The 18,320-nt window shown below is 36.7% G+C and carries 15 protein-coding genes; 9 read left to right on the plus strand and 6 right to left on the minus strand.

The genetic code is table 11. The annotated features are described in order from the left end of the window. Nucleotides 1-56: 56 nt before the first annotated feature. Nucleotides 57-1,097, plus strand: a complete 1,041-nt coding sequence (selD, locus tag AC6H0J_RS05115) for a selenide, water dikinase SelD (protein WP_497512983.1) — start codon at nt 57-59, stop codon at nt 1,095-1,097. Nucleotides 1,098-1,148: 51 nt separating this feature from the next. Here selD and serS read toward each other — a convergent pair whose 3' ends face one another. Then, the gene (serS, locus tag AC6H0J_RS05120; RefSeq protein ID WP_497512986.1) at nt 1,149-2,438 is read right to left on the minus strand and encodes a serine--tRNA ligase; all 1,290 of its coding nucleotides are present in this window, start codon (nt 2,436-2,438) and stop codon (nt 1,149-1,151) included. A gap of 537 nt (nt 2,439-2,975) precedes the next feature. Here serS and AC6H0J_RS05125 point away from each other — a divergent pair. After that, on the plus strand, nt 2,976-3,194 hold the full coding sequence (locus AC6H0J_RS05125) for an HP1242/YdcH family protein (RefSeq protein WP_005628252.1): 219 nt from the start codon (nt 2,976-2,978) through the stop codon (nt 3,192-3,194). Nucleotides 3,195-3,242: 48 nt separating this feature from the next. On the opposite strand, the gene AC6H0J_RS05130 is transcribed toward AC6H0J_RS05125, so the two are convergent. Together AC6H0J_RS05130 and AC6H0J_RS05135 are read right to left on the minus strand one after the other, a co-directional pair. Then, nucleotides 3,243-3,722 carry a threonine/serine exporter family protein gene (locus tag AC6H0J_RS05130; RefSeq protein ID WP_005628250.1) on the minus strand — a complete coding sequence of 160 codons (480 nt, stop codon included), beginning with the start codon at nt 3,720-3,722 and terminating at the stop codon, nt 3,243-3,245. Between the two features lies 1 nt (nt 3,723). Continuing rightward, nucleotides 3,724-4,494, minus strand: coding sequence for a threonine/serine exporter family protein (locus AC6H0J_RS05135; RefSeq protein WP_032825681.1), 771 nt, complete (start codon nt 4,492-4,494; stop codon nt 3,724-3,726). 217 nt (nt 4,495-4,711) lie between these two features. On the opposite strand from AC6H0J_RS05135, the gene AC6H0J_RS05140 reads away from it, so the two are divergent. The 3 genes from AC6H0J_RS05140 (at nt 4,712) to AC6H0J_RS05150 (ending at nt 10,447) form a co-directional block, all read left to right on the plus strand. After that, nucleotides 4,712-8,068, plus strand: coding sequence for a TonB-dependent receptor domain-containing protein (locus tag AC6H0J_RS05140; protein WP_118817044.1), 3,357 nt, complete (start codon nt 4,712-4,714; stop codon nt 8,066-8,068). A 66-nt stretch (nt 8,069-8,134) separates the two neighbouring features. Continuing rightward, the gene (locus AC6H0J_RS05145; RefSeq protein WP_005626879.1) at nt 8,135-8,953 is read left to right on the plus strand and encodes a hemophilin; all 819 of its coding nucleotides are present in this window, start codon (nt 8,135-8,137) and stop codon (nt 8,951-8,953) included. A gap of 54 nt (nt 8,954-9,007) precedes the next feature. Continuing rightward, nucleotides 9,008-10,447 carry a porin family protein gene (locus tag AC6H0J_RS05150; protein ID WP_118817043.1) on the plus strand — a complete coding sequence of 480 codons (1,440 nt, stop codon included), beginning with the start codon at nt 9,008-9,010 and terminating at the stop codon, nt 10,445-10,447. A 65-nt stretch (nt 10,448-10,512) separates the two neighbouring features. On the opposite strand, the gene AC6H0J_RS05155 is transcribed toward AC6H0J_RS05150, so the two are convergent. Beyond that, nucleotides 10,513-11,775, minus strand: coding sequence for an HlyC/CorC family transporter (locus tag AC6H0J_RS05155; protein ID WP_005626318.1), 1,263 nt, complete (start codon nt 11,773-11,775; stop codon nt 10,513-10,515). A gap of 280 nt (nt 11,776-12,055) precedes the next feature. On the opposite strand from AC6H0J_RS05155, the gene ffh reads away from it, so the two are divergent. Beyond that, nucleotides 12,056-13,444, plus strand: coding sequence for a signal recognition particle protein (gene ffh / locus AC6H0J_RS05160; RefSeq protein WP_497512991.1), 1,389 nt, complete (start codon nt 12,056-12,058; stop codon nt 13,442-13,444). Nucleotides 13,445-13,499: 55 nt separating this feature from the next. Here ffh and AC6H0J_RS05165 read toward each other — a convergent pair whose 3' ends face one another. Beyond that, nucleotides 13,500-14,255: a Nif3-like dinuclear metal center hexameric protein gene (locus AC6H0J_RS05165; protein WP_005626311.1), complete on the minus strand. Its 756-nt coding sequence runs from the start codon at nt 14,253-14,255 to the stop codon at nt 13,500-13,502. 374 nt (nt 14,256-14,629) lie between these two features. On the opposite strand from AC6H0J_RS05165, the gene AC6H0J_RS05170 reads away from it, so the two are divergent. Continuing rightward, entirely contained in the window at nt 14,630-14,773 is a 144-nt protein-coding gene (locus AC6H0J_RS05170) for a hypothetical protein (protein ID WP_005626309.1), read from the plus strand. Nucleotides 14,774-14,823: 50 nt separating this feature from the next. Here the strand turns inward: AC6H0J_RS05170 and AC6H0J_RS05175 are convergent, their stop codons facing one another. Next, the gene (locus tag AC6H0J_RS05175; RefSeq protein ID WP_005626306.1) at nt 14,824-15,855 is read right to left on the minus strand and encodes a branched-chain amino acid aminotransferase; all 1,032 of its coding nucleotides are present in this window, start codon (nt 15,853-15,855) and stop codon (nt 14,824-14,826) included. A 475-nt stretch (nt 15,856-16,330) separates the two neighbouring features. Here AC6H0J_RS05175 and AC6H0J_RS05180 point away from each other — a divergent pair, with 475 nt between their 5' ends. Together AC6H0J_RS05180 and rlmM are read left to right on the plus strand one after the other, a co-directional pair. Continuing rightward, on the plus strand, nt 16,331-17,224 hold the full coding sequence (locus AC6H0J_RS05180) for a transcriptional regulator GcvA (protein ID WP_005626304.1): 894 nt from the start codon (nt 16,331-16,333) through the stop codon (nt 17,222-17,224). Beyond that, a complete protein-coding gene (rlmM, locus tag AC6H0J_RS05185; RefSeq protein WP_005626302.1) occupies nt 17,217-18,308 on the plus strand; it encodes a 23S rRNA (cytidine(2498)-2'-O)-methyltransferase RlmM in 1,092 nt (363 codons plus the stop codon). Before AC6H0J_RS05180 ends, rlmM begins: the two co-directional genes overlap by 8 nt. Nucleotides 18,309-18,320: the final 12 nt, after the last annotated feature.

The following is an 18,320-nucleotide window of genomic DNA, read 5'->3' on the forward strand; positions in this document are numbered from 1 at the left end:
AATAGGGTTTGAAAGTCATATTCTCGAAAACGGATATTCAATAAGGTAAATAAGAAATGGAAGAAAAAATTCGGCTGACGCAATACAGCCATGGTGCAGGTTGAGGCTGTAAAATTTCGCCTAAGGTGTTAGGGACAATTTTACATTCAGAACTGGAAAAATTTTATGATCCAAATTTGCTCGTTGGCAATGAAACTGCTGACGATGCAGCGGTGTATGATCTTGGTAATGGAACTGCAATTATCAGTACCACCGACTTTTTCATGCCGATTGTGGATGATCCTTTTGATTTCGGACGAATTGCCGCGACCAATGCCATTAGTGATATTTTTGCTATGGGCGGTAAGCCGATTATGGGAATCGCCATTTTAGGTTTTCCAACCAATGTATTACCTGCAGAAGTTGCACAGAAAATTGTTGATGGCGGTCGCTTTGCTTGCCATCAAGCGGGGATTGCTTTGGCGGGAGGGCATTCCATTGATTCGCCTGAACCTATTTTTGGTTTAGCCGTGACAGGTGTGATTGACACTGAAAAAGTGAAACGTAATGCTTCTGCAAAATCAGGTTGTAAGCTTTATATGACTAAACCGCTTGGTATTGGTATTTTGACGACGGCGGAGAAAAAAAGAAAACTTAAGCCAGAACATCAAGGTTTAGCCACTGCCGCCATGTGTCAAATGAATTCTATTGGCAGTCAATTTTCCCAAGTGGATGGCGTCACAGCAATGACGGATGTCACAGGATTTGGTTTACTTGGTCATTTAATTGAAATCTGTGAAGGTTCAAATCTAAGTGCGGTAGTTTTTTCGGATAAAATTAAAACCTTGGACGGAGTCAAAGATTATATTGCACAAGGTTGCGTACCTGGTGGAACAGGGCGTAATTTTGATAGTTATGGACATAAAGTTGGGGTATTGACGGAAGAACAAAAAGCGATTTTGTGTGATCCTCAAACATCAGGTGGTTTATTGGTGGCAGTTGAGCCTAATAGCGTTCAAACGGTCATTGAAATAGCCAAAGATGCGGGCATTGATTTATATGAAGTGGGTGAATTAAACCCTAAATCAGAATCCGATGTCGTCGTTGAAATAGCTTAATAAAAAAGCGTGGAGATTTTAAAATCCACGCTTTTTTATTTTATACAAGGATTATTTGCCGATAACGTCTAATCCGCCCATATATGGACGTAGCACTTCTGGCACAGTGATTGAACCATCCGCATTTTGATAGTTTTCAAGCACTGCCACTAAAGTACGGCCAACAGCCAAGCCAGAACCATTTAAGGTGTGCACTAAGCGCGTTTTCTTATCACCTTTCGCTTTACAACGTGCTTGCATACGGCGAGCTTGGAAATCCCACATATTTGAGCAAGAAGAAATTTCGCGATAAGTATTTTGTGCAGGCACCCACACTTCTAAGTCGTAAGTTTTGCAAGAACCAAAGCCCATATCGCCTGTGCAAAGTAAAACTTTACGATACGGAAGATTTAATAATTGCAATACTTTTTCTGCGTGACCAGTTAATTCTTCAAGCGCTTCCATAGATTTATCTGGATCAACGATTTGTACCATTTCCACTTTATCAAATTGGTGCATACGAATTAAACCGCGAGTATCACGACCGTAAGAACCTGCTTCAGAACGGAAACATGGCGTATGTGCGGTCATTTTTATTGGTAATTCTGCTTCATCAATAATCACGTCACGCACTAAATTAGTGACGGGCACTTCTGCGGTTGGAATTAATGCATAAGGTTGTTCGCCTTCTAAGGCTAAAGTATGGAATAAATCTTCACCGAATTTTGGTAATTGACCTGTTCCGTAAAGTGTTGCGTGATTCACTAAATAAGGCACATAGGTTTCTAAATAGCCGTGTTGTTCAGTATGAAGATCTAACATGAATTGCGCTAATGCACGGTGCATTTTGGCGATTTGACCTTTCATCACGGCAAAACGTGCACCAGCCAATTTAGCCCCTGCGGCAAAATCTAAGCCATTTGCTTCTTCACCCAAAGTGACATGATCTTTCACTTCAAAATCAAATGCACGCGGAGTGCCCCAACGTAAGATTTCTTTATTTTCAGAGTCATCTTTGCCTAATGGCACTTCATCTGCTGGTAGATTTGGAATACTTAATGCAATTTGATTGATTTCCGCAAGTACCGCATCTAATTGTGCTTTTGCTTCAGTCAATTGGTTGCCCATATTATCCACTTCAGCCAATAATGGTTCGATATCTTCACCACGCGCTTTGGCTGCGCCAATGGCTTTGGAGCGAGTATTACGTTCAGCTTGTAAGTTTTCTGTAGTGACTTGTAAGTTCTTGCGTTGTTCTTCTAATGAGGTGAGTTTTGCTGTATCAAGAATAAAGTTACGTTTTACTTTTAATTTTTCTGCGACTTCCGCTAAATTATTACGGAGTAAATTTGGATCGATCATGGTATTTCCTTACTTTTTTCGTTGAAATGAAAACGGTTTTATTCTATCGCACGTTATTGAAATAAACCAGTTAAAAGCTGAAGGAAAAGCAAGATTCTGAAAATAGAGAAAAATACATCGCCTCAAACATTAAATAATGGATTGATTACAAAATGGAAATCGTTATTCGAATAAGTGAAAAATGCTGCAGACGCTAAAATTGATGTTTCTTGGGAAAACAAATTGAAAATGATGCAATCTGTTCAACCCTTAGATAATAATTTGGTGGCATTTCATTTTGTGTAACAGCCTAATCTTGTGATGGCAGAGAAACCTTATGTTACCTCAACGGGTATTGGTGCTGGCTTTGGAATTATTCTTAGTTTGTTATCTATTCTGATTTTAGGTGCAGGAAAAAATAAAAAAGCAAAAGAGTAAAGGATAATTTGCGAGAAATAAATTTTTGTGATCGTTGTCAAATTTTTAAGATTGCGTTCTGTTTATTTGGAGCGAATGTAGTAAACTGAAATCAGTTAAAACCACTATAGGAGCAATGCTATGTTTCCCGAATACCGAGAATTAATCACCAAACTTAAAAGTAATGATGCTTATTTCGATCGTCTTTTTGAAAAGCACAACGAATTAGATCATGAAATTAAGAATATGCAGGAAAATATTCAGCTCGCCACTCATATGGAAATTGAGGCTTTGAAAAAAGAGAAATTACGGATTAAAGATGAGCTTTATGAATATCTCAAGAAAAAATCACAAGAATAGTAAAAGAAAACCGGCTGATGCCGGTTTTTTTGTTGAACTATTTTAGTGTCACACCACGGGTTTTTGTCGATAAAACAATAAGCCTGGTAAAGCTAATCCAAATACTATTGCGCCTAGGATAAAACTGGTATTAATAAAGGAACTAATCATTTGTTCAAATAAAGCATCGGAAAAGCCGAAATGGTGGATTTGTACCATTGAAATCATTGCTTTATAGGCATGAACACCGGGGATCATGGGGATAATTGCGGCAACGGTGAAGGCTTTGGGATGGGCTAAATAACGATGGGAAAGATGCACGCCTAAAAATCCAATTACGCAAGTGGCAAAGAAGGTGGCAAATACAATAGGCATATTAATATGCAGTAATAATGTGCGTGTAACATGCCCTAGTGCGGCTAAAATTGCGCAATATTTTAAGGCTTTGGGTGGCACATTAAATACTAAAGCAAAGCCTACAGCTGGAATTGCGGCAAATAACATATCATCAAGTAATTTCAAGATAAATATTGTGATATCTAATAACATTTTAATGCCCCCAAGTTGTAATATGTAATACGCTTAAAGCGAATACAATACCAAGACATGCACCAAAAGTGAGAATAGTCGCAATTGTCCAACGGCCTAATCCCATATTGACATAACCTTTTAATATATCTGCCAAAGAATTAATCAGCGGAAATCCTGGCACAAGTAATAACACACTAGATGCTAAGGCAATTTGAGGATCGTTACCTAAGTTATATTTTAAGCTCATTCCAGAAATCAGCGAGGCGACAAAAGAGGTGATAGAAAAGACGATAAGGGGATTATAGTGCCGTTTAGAAAATTCTTGTCGCACAAACATTGCAATGATTGCTGCAATAAAGGTAATGCCACAAATTATCCAATCGCCACCCGATAAATGGGCGAATGCCGCACAAGATAAGCCAATCATAAACACTACTAACCAGCGGTTATATTTAAGCGGTTTTAATTGGTCCAATTTTCTTTGTGCGATTTCTAAGTCATACAAATGATGTTCAACGGCAATCACAATGCGCTGAACATCTGTTACCATTTGCATATTAATGCCTTTATCTGTATTTTTTCGTGCGGTGGTAATGCAATGATTATCTGATAAGGTCGTTAGCACAACTGCATTTGCCGTGAGCGCACATTCTACACTTTCTACGCCAAGTGCTATGCCTAAACGCTGCGCCATTTGCACTACCACAGTGCTTTCTGCCCCATGTTGTAACAAGAGCAGTGCCGTTTGTACGCACACGCGAGTCACCGCCCGTTGATATTCGTGTTCCATATCTTTCTTCTCTATCAAAATATACCTAGAAAGAATTATAAAAATCTTTTCTGAAAAATGCGCAAAAAAGAACCGCACTTGTGATTTAAGTCAAAAAATTTTTAGTGAAAAATTTTGTTACATCGATCACAAAATAAACAATTTTTCTTTGCTGATACAAAAAAACAGGACTAACATTTAAATGATAATTGTTATTGTTTGATATGGAGATTAAAAAATGAAACATAAATTTTCCTTTATGCTCTGTCCACTCACCTTGCTTATTCATCAAAGTATCTATGCTTCCCCACAAATAAATCAGCTTGATACGATCTCTGTTTTAGGGACTTCTGAAAGTAAAGCCGAAGCAGGTAAAGATAAAATGTTTTCAGAAAACCAAGTAACCGAATATAAAAGCAAGAAAGAAATTGAAACTTACAAAGGACATTCTGTAGCGGATTTATTGACAGGTACAACGGGCGTATATAGTGGTGATGCACGCAATAGTGGTGCGTTGGATCCTAATATTCGTGGTGTACAGGGGCAGGGTAGAATTCCTGTTTTAGTTGATGGCACAGAACAAGCTATCACTGTTTGGCGTGGTTTTGCGGGTGTGAGCAACCGTAACTATCTTGATCCTTTCTTAATTAGTAGTGTCTCTGTTGAAAAAGGCCCAAATTTGAACCGCACTTTAGATAGTGGCGCAGCGGGCACTATTCGTTTAAGCACATTAGAACCTGATGACATTATTAAAAAAGGTGAAAAATTTGGTATCGAATTTAAAGCTGAAACAGCTAATAATTCTATTAAGCAACGTGGTTATCCTATTTCTATTGGTGTCGATTACCGGAGTTTAGAACATCCAGAAGATGTAACTGCGGGAGAATATGCAGCATATTTTAAAACGTCGGATCGCTATCCTGCACGATCTCAAGGTCGTAATAAATTTTTCAAAGACAATGCTTATCGTTTAGCTGTCGCGACCAAAGATGAACACTTTGAAGGATTATTATCTTATGCCTATCGCAGTAAAGGCAATTATTTTTCTGGTGGTCATGGTGGGCATAATTATGGTGAGGGGATGACAATTTGGGACTATGACAAAATCCATAACTTCGGTTCAAATTACACTACTGATGATCCTTATATTCCTTGGATTGCTACCGTATACACACCGAAAAAAGAAGTGCCGAATACTTCTTTTGAATCCAAATCTTACTTAGGTAAAGCCACATTCAAATTTAATGATGAAACCAAACTTAAATTCGGTGTGCGTCATAGCGATATGACTTACGGAGAAATTATGCCTTCACGTTTATGGCAAACTGGTTACCAACAAGGCACGGTGTTGCAATGGCCACTTGCCAATGTAAAACAAACTGCCGTGGATACTCACTTTGAATACAACCCACAAAATAACCGCTGGATTAATTTTGCTTTTGGTGCTTATGCGGTGTTTAACAAAGCAAAAACCAATACTTCTGGTGCTTCCCCAGCTGATGTCTTAGCAAGGGACAACGATTTTAATAGTAAAGGTTTGAATATTAGTGGTAAGCCTGCCCCCTGCTACCCTGGAGAAGCCTGCTACAATGAAAACTATTTACGCGCGGTATCAGAGTATATGAAACGAGTACAAGAAGAATGGAGAAAATATTATACATCTAATACAAAAACGCCAAATCTTTATGGCTTATTTAATACCCAAGAAGCCCAAGCGCAATGGGCGAAAGATAACCATTATGGTGTAAATGCCAGTAACCGTTTTGAGTTGCATAAAAAATTAAATTTAGATGTGATGGCAGCTTATAAATGGGAAGATTTAAATTCAACTAATGTTTATGCCCAAAAATTGGGGGATGTAAAAAAACTTTGTAATGCTAACGAAGGTGGGTTTGGAAATGGTTCAAAGGAGCATAGTCAAATTTATTGTAATAGCATAGAAAATTATGTTAGTGGAGAACGGATGGGGAAACGAAAAGAATTAAATATAGGATTTAATTTTCAGTATAACCCAGTAGATTGGTTAATTTTAGATGCTGGAGCAAAATATACTCATTATAAATCTCGAGATGATGGGTTAATTAAGTTATTACAGGATAAGATGAGAGAAGATGTGAAATATGGCGGAGAGATATTATTAGAAGTAGTAAAAAGACATAAAATAACACAAGAAATGGTTGATGAGTATAATAAATATAAAAAATCAAGAAAAGAATATAATAAAGCTCTCGATTATTATAATAAAAAAGAATACGAATTTACTAAGGAGTATCGACCAAATCAGCCAGATGATAAGGATTCTACTAAATATTGTGAACTTGAAGAAGATGGAACCTGTGATATTAATGATGAAGGTGGCTTTGCTCTTAATGACAAATATTATGAGGATTATGAGATTTATCGGAAAAAAGAAAAAGAATATGTTGAAAATAAACTAAAGGAAAATAATATAACGAAACCTGAGGAACCTAAAGATGTTAATATTGATTCAATGATATTAGATATTATAGATAATAACAAAGAAAAGAAAGAAACATTTTCTATAAAGAGAAATGCGTATGGTAAATTTGATTTAGAAAGTAATCAAGCGGCTAAACAATTGATTCAAGATAAATTAACTGAAGAGCAATATAACGCATATACAGGAAAAATGGAAAAAGTTATTAAAAGAGTAAATTCAGAAATTAACAAGATTACACCTACACTAGAGCAATGGGAAAAAATGAAAAAGGCACAACGTACAGCTCACGCTTGGTCTCCATCTTTTGGAATAACTGCATTTATTACAGATAATATTCGTTTATATACTCGCTATACTGAAACAAAACGTATGCCAAGTATTTTTGAGGATACTATAGGATATTCTCTTGATGCAATTACTCCATTATATAAAAGAAAACCTGAGCATAGTAAAAATATTGAAATTGGATATGTCCATGATTTAAAAGGTTTTCTACCTAACGCTAGACGTGCTGATGTTCGTTTAAACTATTTTCATAATTTGACAAAAAATATTTTTGATAGAGATTCAAATTATACTTTGCAACAGTTTGATAAGCGAATTTTGTCAGGAATAGAATTTCAATCTCGCTACGATCAAGGCAATTTATTCGCAACTTTAGGCGTAGTTTATAATTTAAAAAATAAATTTTGTGATAATAGTTTTGAAATATTTAATTATGATGAAAATCAAGGAGTCTCTAAAAAAATACCTTATTGTGTTAATGGAGGAAATGGAAGTGGGTATTTAAAGAATACTATACTGCCAAAATATTCAATTACAGCTAATTTAGGATTACGTTTTTTAGATGAAAAATTAGAACTTGGATCACGCTGGTTATATCATTCTCAAGTAAAGGATACTCGCGCTAAGTCATTAAGAAAGGCAGGAATTACGTGGGCAAGTGGAGAAACTAATCGCTGGAATCCAGTATTAGTTGTTGATGCTTATATTAATTATCGGGTGAATGATAATTTCACAATTGAATTAGTTGGAACAAATTTAACTGATCGATATTATCTTGACCCTATTACTCGTTCAACAATGCCAGCTCCAGGAAGAACTATAAAATTAGGTATGACCGCAAGATTTTAATTATTTCTAAACCGTGAAATTCAAAAGAATTTCATTTACATCAACATCTCAAATAGGAGAAAAACTATGTCTGTAATTAATAAGACAATTTTAGCAGTGGTAGTATGTGGTGTAGTAAGCGTTGCGCAAGCACAGGTAGTGGGAAATGTATCAACTGATACAAATCAAACTCGATATATAAAAATCAAGGCAGGAGAAAAAGATGGAAAGGCTGGCGTTGAGATATATGACAGTAGTATTCCTAATGATCCCGCTGTCTTAAGTAAAACAGCAAATAATAAAGGACAGTCCTTTGAAAAAATGGCAGAACGTGCCGATAAATGGATTTCACACCTTACAGGGGTAGCGAAAAAAGATAAAAATGGTGTAATTGTGGCTAAAATGAATAAAATGCCAAATCTAACACTTATTATGCCAGATCATCGTGGCTTAGGTCGTTTATCCTTTAAGCAAGTAGGAAATCAAGATACTTATTTTGGTGAATGGGAAAATGTAGATGCAGCAACAAGTGCGGCTAAAAATGTTAGTGTTTATTATGCTGGTTCAGATCCAACAAAAACCTTACCAAGTGGTAAAGCCACTTATACAGTGGAAGGTATTAATAAGTACGGAAACTTTAATAGTCGATTAATGAAGGGGACATTTGATGTTGATTTTGAAAGAGCTAGTATTAGTGGTTATTTAAGCAAACCTAATTTATCTCTTTCTATTGAGAGTAAAATTGATAAAACAAATGCAACTTTTGAGGGAATAGCTAAAGCTGAAGGAGTAATTGGTAAATCAGAAGGTCGTTTCTATGGTGCGAAAGCAGAAGGCTTAGCAGGTATGGCAACATTTGCTTCAAAACCTGAATACAACACAGCCTTTGGCGGTACTAAAAATTAAGTTTAATAAACAAAAGGCTTGCGAAAGCAAGCCTTATTGTAAACAGGATGTTTTATGTCGAAATTCCCTTTTATTTTTCTTTTTATTCCTTTTTTGGTTCTTGCCGAAAATCAAGAAAAAGATTTCCGCTTACAGCAACAATCTCAATTAAATCAACAACGACAAGAACAACAATTTATTCAACAAGATAAATTCTTTACTACATTAACAATAAACAACCAAGAATTTGATGTGAGTGATAATATAGAAGAGATAATGACCGCTCTTTTTCTTGCAATTAATCACAAACAAACGAATGATATTGAACATTTATTAATCCGTTATAAACAATTTCCGCAAGCAGAACAAGGAATGATTTTATTTGCAGAAGCGAATATTGCATTTAATCAAGGAAATACCAAAAAAGCCATTCAACTTTACGAGCAACTTGTTCAACAAGAACCCGATTTCACACGCGGAAAATTAGATTTAGCTAAACTCTATTTTCTAAACTGGCAAAACAATCAATCTAAAATTCTTTTTAATCAGATAGCATTGCCACAACAACCAAATGTAATGGCACGTGTAAACCAATATTTATCACAACTTGATTATCGCGAATCTTGGCAGGGTTCCTTTTCTTTTGGCACAATTTATAATTCTAATTTAAATCAATCTGGTAATGAAACTAGTAAAGAAATTGTCGAAAATCCTTATCTTGGCACATTAGAATTTACACGAACTAGACCAACTATTCAAAAAAGCACAGGATTTAGTTATGAAGCGGTATTAAATAAATATACTGAAATATTAAATAATCAAGGTATTATTTTTAAAGGATTAGTTTATGGTGAGTTTTATCCGAAAAAATCAGAATTTACTGAACATAATATTTCACTTGGATTAGGATACCGTTTTAAAGATCAAAAAAATCAATTAGATCTTTATCCTTTAATTGAAAAAACAAGAGCCTATCATCATTGGTATAGCGAAAGAAAAGGGGTTAATATCTCTTATTCAAAGATTTTCAATCCGAATTTATACTTTTCTTTGCAAACAGAATATAAATGGGAAAAATATCAAGATCGTAATTTATCTTATCAAGATGGAAAAATTCTCTCTTTCTTTTCTACTTTAGTTTATAGCTTACCAAATGATTGGATTTTATTTGGTGGATTGGATTATGCGAAAAAGTTTTCAACAGAATCAAAAATTGATCAATATGCTAGAAAGGGGTTAAGAATAGGTATTAATAAAAGTTTTGAAAGCGGAATTGATATTACTGCGCAAGGTATTTTTAGAAAAATAGATTATCAAGATTATAATGCACTTTTAGGAAAAACAAGAAAAGACAATGAACAAAAATATCTGTTTACCTTTGCCATTCCTAAATTCAAATTTTACGATATTGTGCCTAGTATCAATTTTATTCATACAAATCATCAGAGTAACGTAGAAATGTTATATCGCTATAAACAGAATGAAGTGGTATTGAAATTTGAAAAAACCTTTTAAAAACAAACCGCACTTTGAGAGATATTTAACTCTAAGTGCGGTTCAATTTGTCTGAGTTTTTATGATTAAAGTTTGACGACTTTCGCTTGTTTAATCATATTATCGCCCACTTCAAGAATGGTAATTTGCAAGCCATCAATTTCGCAAACAGTGCCTTCATCGGGAATTTCTTCTAAGTGTTCGAGGATTAAACCATTAAAGGTTCGGGCATCTTCTGTATCCAATTCCCAGTTAAACATTTTGTTGAGATCGCGTAGGTTGGCAGAGCCATCGATAATCATGGAACCATCGGATTGTTGAGTTACTTCCTCGTCAATGCTTGGGGCGGTGGAAGTGGTAAAATCGCCAACGATTTCTTCCAAAATATCTTCCAACGTCACAAGTCCTTTAATATCGCCGTATTCATCTACAACTAAGCCAATGCGTTCTTTATTTGCACGGAAATTCGCAAGTTGGGTTTTTAATGGCGTGCTTTCAGGAATGAAATACACTTCATCAGCGGCACGAATTAAGGTTTCTTTGGTAAATTCGTTTTTTTCCAGCAGTAAGCGGAATGCTTCACGAACGCGCAAAATACCAAGCACTTGTTCATCAAGGCTACCTTTGTAAAGCACCACGCGGTTGTGTGCTGCGTGATTGAGCTGGCGCATAATGGCTTTCCAGTCATCATCAATATCAATGCCGCCAATTTCGTTGCGCGGAACCATAATGTCATCAACGGTGACGGTTTCCATATCTAAAATAGAAAGCAACATTTGTGGATGTTGTTCATCAGGCGTCGCTTCGCCCGCTTCTGATACGATACTACGAAGTTCCTCACGGCTAATTACTTGTTTTTGCATATCGGGTTTTAATCCCACCAAATGCATTAATGATTTGGTAAAAATATTCATCAACCAAACTAACGGATAGAAGATTTTTAGTAATACTGTCAAAATATGGCTGGACACAAAACCGACTTTTTCCGCGTGCATTGCAGCCACTGTCTTGGGGAAAATTTCAGAAAAGACAAGCATCACGAAAGTGAGCAAACCCGTTGCAATCGCCACGCCGGCATCACCGTATAAACGCATACCAATCATGGTCGCAATCGCCGATGCGCTGATATTCACAAGGTTATTAAAAATAAGAATAAAGCTTAACAAGGTATCTGGCTTTTCGAGTAGTTTTTCTGCTTTTTGTGCGCCTTTATTGCCTTGTTCAGATAGAAAACGAAGGCGATATTTATTGAGAGAGAGTAGTCCGGTTTCTGAGCCGGAAAAATAGGCAGATAACACTAAACAGATAATGAGAATAATAAATAAAGTACTAAGGGGAATACTGTCCAAGGGAAAATCCTTTTGTTCGTTAATCAACAAAAAGTGCGGTTATTTTTTACCGCACTTTTTACCTGTTATTTGATTTTGCTAAATCAAATGGCTACTCAAATAGCCAATAGTGGGCGGAATGATACCTGAAATTGGCTAAATAATCATTCTTTTTCCTTATATCCTATGCTTTCTTTATGAAATCGCCTACTCAAAAAGCCATTTTCATTTGAAATGATGAAAAACGCCTAAATTTCGGTATAATCAGCGCAATTTTTTAAGAAAAACAGGATTGTTAGCCATGTTTGAGAATTTATCGGATCGCTTTTCCAAAACTTTACGTAATATCACTGGAAAAGGCCGTTTAACGGAAGATAATATTAAAGAAACCTTGCGCGAAGTGCGTATGGCATTACTTGAGGCAGATGTTGCCTTGCCTGTAGTGCGTGAATTCATCGCAAAAGTAAAAGAAAGCGCGCTTGGGGAAGAAGTCAATAAAAGCTTAACGCCGGGGCAAGAGTTCTTAAAAATCGTTCAGCGTGAGCTTGAAAAAGCTATGGGCGAAGCGAATGAGAGTTTAAACCTTGCAACCCAACCACCAGCGGTTATCTTAATGGCAGGTTTACAAGGTGCGGGTAAAACCACCAGTGTGGGTAAATTGGCAAAATTCTTGCGTGAACGCCATAAAAAGAAAGTGTTAGTAGTGTCTGCCGACGTATATCGCCCAGCTGCGATTAAGCAACTTGAAACCTTGGCTCAATCAGTTGGCGTGGATTTTTTCCCATCGGATGTCAAACAAAATCCAGTTGATATTGCTAAAGCGGCGCTTGCTGATGCAAAACTGAAATTCTATGATGTGTTGATTGTGGATACGGCAGGTCGTTTGCACGTTGATACAGAAATGATGGACGAAATCAAGCAAGTCCATGCAGCGTTAAATCCAATCGAAACCCTTTTCACTGTTGATGCGATGACTGGTCAAGATGCGGCCAATACGGCAAAAGCTTTTAATGAAGCATTGCCACTTACAGGTGTTATTTTGACAAAAGTGGACGGTGATGCGCGCGGTGGTGCGGCGTTATCGATTCGTCAAATCACAGGTAAACCAATCAAATTCTTGGGTGTGGGCGAGAAAACGGAAGCACTTGAGCCGTTCCATCCTGATCGCGTTGCGTCTCGTATTTTGGGCATGGGCGATGTGCTTTCATTGATTGAGGATCTTGAACGTTCTGTTGACCGTGAAAAAGCAGAAAAAATGGCGCAGAAATTCAAGAAAGGCGATGATTTCACTTTAGATGATTTCCGCGAGCAGCTTATCGAGATGAAAAAAATGGGCGGCATGATGTCTATGCTTGAGAAATTACCGGGTGCAAAAAATTTACCTGATCACGTTAAAAATCAAGTGGATGACAAAATGTTTATCAAAATGGAAGCGATCATTAATTCTATGACCCTAAAAGAACGTGCCAACCCAGATATTATCAAAGGATCTCGCCGTCGTCGTATTGCATTAGGCTCTGGTACTCAAGTGCAAGATGTGAATAAATTACTTAAACAATTCGATGAAATGCAACGCATGATGAAGAAAATGCGTAAAGGCGGCATGGCTAAAATGATGCGTGGAATGCAAGGCTTAATGGGCGGAGGCTTAGGCGGTCTTGGCGGTTTAGGCGGAATGTTTAAACGATAATTTCAGAAGATAAAAGTGCGGTAAAAAAGAAATATTTTTACCGCACTTTTGTATTTTACGCTGGATTATCTATATCTTTAAATTCTACATCAAAGCCATATTCTTTCGCCAACCATTCGCCTAATGCCTTGATGCCATAGCGTTCTGTTGCGTGATGGCCTGCAGAGAAGAAATGTAATCCTTGCTCACGGGCAGAATGAATCGTTTGTTCTGACACTTCACCAGTAATAAACGCATCGCAGCCTTGTTCTGCAGCAAGATTAATATAACCTTGTCCGCCACCGGTGCAGATACCAATTTTTCGGATTAAGTGCGGTCCGTTTTCAATGCAAATTAACGGTTTTCGATTTAACATTTTTTCTATTTTTTCTGCAAAGTCTTTACCTGTCATTGGTTCTTTTAATTCGCCCCAAACAGGAATACTCACAGCGCCTTTTTCTAATGGTTGTAAATTTTCAATGTCGAGCAGTTTGGCTAATTGCGCATTGTTGCCTAATTCTGGGTGCACATCTAATGGCAAATGATAGCCATATAAATTCATGTCATTCACTAAAAGTGCTTTAATTCGCTTGCCTTTCATTCCTCGAATACAAGGGTTTTCACTTTTCCAAAAATAGCCGTGATGAACCAAAATCGCATCGGCATTTTGGCTGATTGCGTAATCGATTAAAGCCTGGCTCGCTGTTACGCCAGTAATGATTTTTTTGATTTCTGTTTTACCTTCGACTTGTAAGCCGTTGGGCGCATAGTCATTGATTTTATCAGAAGAAAGTTTTTGATTAATGAGTTGTTCAAGTTCGAGATTATTCATAATGGATCGTTAATTGGAAATAGGTGAGATATGGTACAAAATTCCAAAAAAAATGGCTAGTGCGAAGGAGTGGGGGATGCACTAGCCAAGTTTCATTACTATTAAATTACTATCTAGTATCTAAAACAGGATTCATTATATACATAAATTTATAACGATCAAGAAAAAATAAGAAATTTTTTATTTTATTTAAAGTGCGGTTTAAATTTCTTACGTTTTTTAATAGTTTAATAAGTCGAATTTATCAGCAAAGAAGGGAAGCTTGGCTTTGGTGAGAGGTGTTAATGATGGCAAGGAAAGCAAAATATTTCGTTGGGATGTGGCGTCGTTGTGCTACAATTCGCACGTTTTTAATTTAGCAAAAAGGTTTACTTATGAAAAAATGGTTGTTGATTATCGCAGGCGCGTTGATTATTTCAGCTTGTGCGAATAAAGATGTGTATTTTAACGGCGCAGAAGGTTCGCATTCAGGTGTTAAACTTGATAAAGATTCTCGCCAATGGGGATTGAATCAATAAAAAAGTGCGGTTGATTTTTAACCGCACTTTCGTTTTTCTATTGGTAGAAATTATTCTACTTTCACAATCCAGCCTTCAGGGGCTTCGACATCACCGAATTGGATGCCTGTGAGTTCTTCATAAAGGCGACGTGTTACTGGGCCAACTTCAGTTTCAGAATAGAACACATGGAATTTGCCTTTATGTTGGATTCCGCCAACGGGTGAAATTACTGCTGCAGTACCACAAGCGCCAGCTTCAGCAAATTGATCTAGCTGATCGATATAAACATCGCCTTCAATTGCTTCCATACCCAAACGCTCTTTTGCGATATGTAAGAGAGAGTATTTGGTGATACTTGGTAAAATAGATTCTGATTTTGGTGTGATGAATTTATTATCTTTTGTGATCCCAAAGAAGTTTGCCGCACCGACTTCTTCAATTTTGGTGTGAGTTTTTGGATCTAAATAAATAGCATCAGCGAATTTACGTTCTGGCGTACCTTGTTCTGCCGCTAATACATGTGGCAGAAGGCTTGCAGCGTAGTTACCACCCACTTTTACGCCGCCTGTTCCCATTGGTGCAGCACGATCGTATTCTGTGGTAATAAAGTTAGATGGTGTTAAACCACCTTTGAAATAGGCACCCACTGGGCAGCAGAATACAGAGAAAATAAATTCTGGCGCAGCTTTCACACCGATGTTTTCACCCACACCAATTAAAAATGGACGTAAGTATAAGGTTGCGCCAGAGCCGTAAGGGCCGACCCATTCTTCGTTTGCTTTTACCACTTCTTTACATGCACGGATAAATAATTCAGTGGGTACTTGTGGCATGAGTAAACGATCTGAAGTATGTTGCATACGTTTTGCATTTTCTTGTGGACGGAATAAGTTGATTGAGCCGTCTTTGCAACGGTAAGCTTTTAAGCCTTCAAAGCATTGTTGACCGTAGTGAAGTGCGGTAGAACCTTCGTGAATATGTAAAGTATTGTCTGTGGTGAGTTTGCCTTCGTCCCATTTGCCATCTTTCCAGTGTGCGATGAAACGGTAATCTGTTTTAATATAACTAAAACCAAGGTTATTCCAGTCTAAATCTTTCATTTTACTTCCTTAATATTATTTTTTTGAATGAAATGCCGTTTAATCTACACCATTCCCGAGGTGATTTAAATAATAAATTCTCGAAATTATGCAATTTTTAGCCAATTAAAAAGGAATAATGAAATTTTGGAAACAGGGCAGGAAATAAAGATATAGTTATGCTAAAATCGGGATGAAAAAAACGCCACTCAATGAGAGCAGCGTTTAACCAAATCGGTTTAATAATATACAGGAAGTAAATGAGTAACATATTTGTTACTCAAGTTCGGTTACCCGAACTATATGCAAACACAACATCATACTTAAGTCCGAAACTCATTAACTAGTAAGGAATTACCAATCATTAAGTATGGTTGTATTGTAAGGAAAAGGGTAGGAAAGGACAAATGACGTTTTTTTATTTGAAGTATTAGAAAAACTAATTCGAATTAAATCTTGTCTATTATAGACAAAAATTTTATGAATGGAAATACTTATGTATAAACGTTTGCCACCATTGAATTCGCTAAAATCTTTTGAGTCAGCTGCTCGCCATTTAAGTTTTACTAAAGCGGCAGATGAGCTTTGTGTCACACAAGCGGCAGTTAGTCATCAAATTAAATTATTAGAAGAGTTCTTAGGAATTGAATTATTTAAGCGAAAGAATCGTTCTTTAGAATTAACAGAGCTTGGAAAAGCATATTTTGTTGATATTAATAAAATTCTGCGTCGCTTAAATGAAGCAACAGAGCGATTATTAACGTTAAAAACGGATCCGCATTTAAATATTAGTGTGCCACAAACTTTTGGTATTCAATGGCTCGTGCCACATTTAAGTGAATTTAATCAGCTTTATCCGCAAATTGAGGTGCGTTTAACGGGCGTGGATCAAGATGAAGGCTTGTTAAATAAAGAAATTGATCTTGCCATTTATTATGGTTTAGGACATTGGCAGAATCTTCAAGTGGATCGTCTTGGTGAAGAAAATTTATTGATTTTAGCCTCACCTGAATTGTTAGCCGAAAATCCAATTATTCAGCCTGAAGATTTAAAAAAACACACATTAATTCACATTCATACGCGCGATAATTGGCAAGCGATGGCAAATCATTTACAGTTAGATGATTTAAATATTCAGCAAGGGCCGTTATTTAGCCATACATTTATGGCGTTACAGGCTGCTATTCATGGACAAGGCATTGTATTAGCTAATCGGTTATTAGCCTTGCAAGAAATTGAAAATAGCTCATTAAAAGTAGTATTGCCAACCAATTTACCTGATCCGAAATCATTTTATGTGGTCAATCATCTTGATCGCCTTGATGATCAAAAAATTCAAGCATTCCGTCAGTGGATTATTAACTCAATTAAACAAGAAGAAAATGAATAAACTCGTATTATATTGTCGCCCAGGTTTTGAGAAAGAAGTTGCCGCAGAGATCACTGATCAAGCAAGTAATTTAGGTGTATTTGGTTTTGCTCGAGTACAAGATAATTCGGGCTATGTCATTTTTGAATGTTATCAACCTGATGAGGCTAATCGCCTTGCCCGAGACATTCCTTTTAATCGTTTGATTTTTGCTCGTCAGATGATTGTGGTTTCCGATTTATTGGAAGATTTAGATCCCGCTGATCGTATTAGTCCCATCGTGGCGGCGTTTGAAGAATTATCACAACAAATTAATTTTGCTCAATCTAGCGAGCTTTTTGTCGAAACTGCAGACACAAATGAAGCAAAGGAGCTTTCCACTTTTTGTCGTAAATTTACCGTGCCTTTACGTCAGACATTAAAAAAACAAGGCTGGCTTTCGGCAAAAGCGACTCAAAAGAGCGGTCAATTTTTACATTGTTTTTTTGTGAAACCGAATTGCTGTTATGTCGGATATTCTTATGTGGATAATCATTCCCCCCATTTTATGGGAATCCCTCGTTTAAAATTTCCGGCAGATGCGCCGAGTCGATCTACGTTAAAACTGGAAGAAGCTATTTTGACTTTTATTCCACGTAAAGAAGAGAATAAACGTTTAAATGAAAATATGATTGGTGTTGATTTAGGGGCTTGCCCTGGCGGTTGGACGTATCAACTAGTCAAACGAGGTTTATTTGTTTATGCAGTTGATCACGGAAAAATGGCTGCGAGTTTGCATGATACGGGGCGCATTGAACATTGTGCGGAAGATGGTTTTAAATTTCAGCCCCCAAAAAGGAAAAAAGTGGATTGGTTAGTCTGTGATATGGTGGAACAACCAAGTCGTATTTCTTTATTGATTGGTAAATGGTTGTTGAATGGTTGGTGCCGAGAAACGATCTTCAATTTAAAATTACCCATGAAAAAACGTTATCAGGAAGTTGTATTATGTTTAGAAAACTTGGCTGTGATGTTGGCTGAGCAGAATTTGAATTTTGAGATTCAAGCAAAACATTTATATCACGATCGTGAAGAAATCACGGTACATATAGCATTAAAATCTTGAGTGAATTGTTTT

Source organism: Haemophilus sp. THUN1691, from assembly GCF_059704425.1.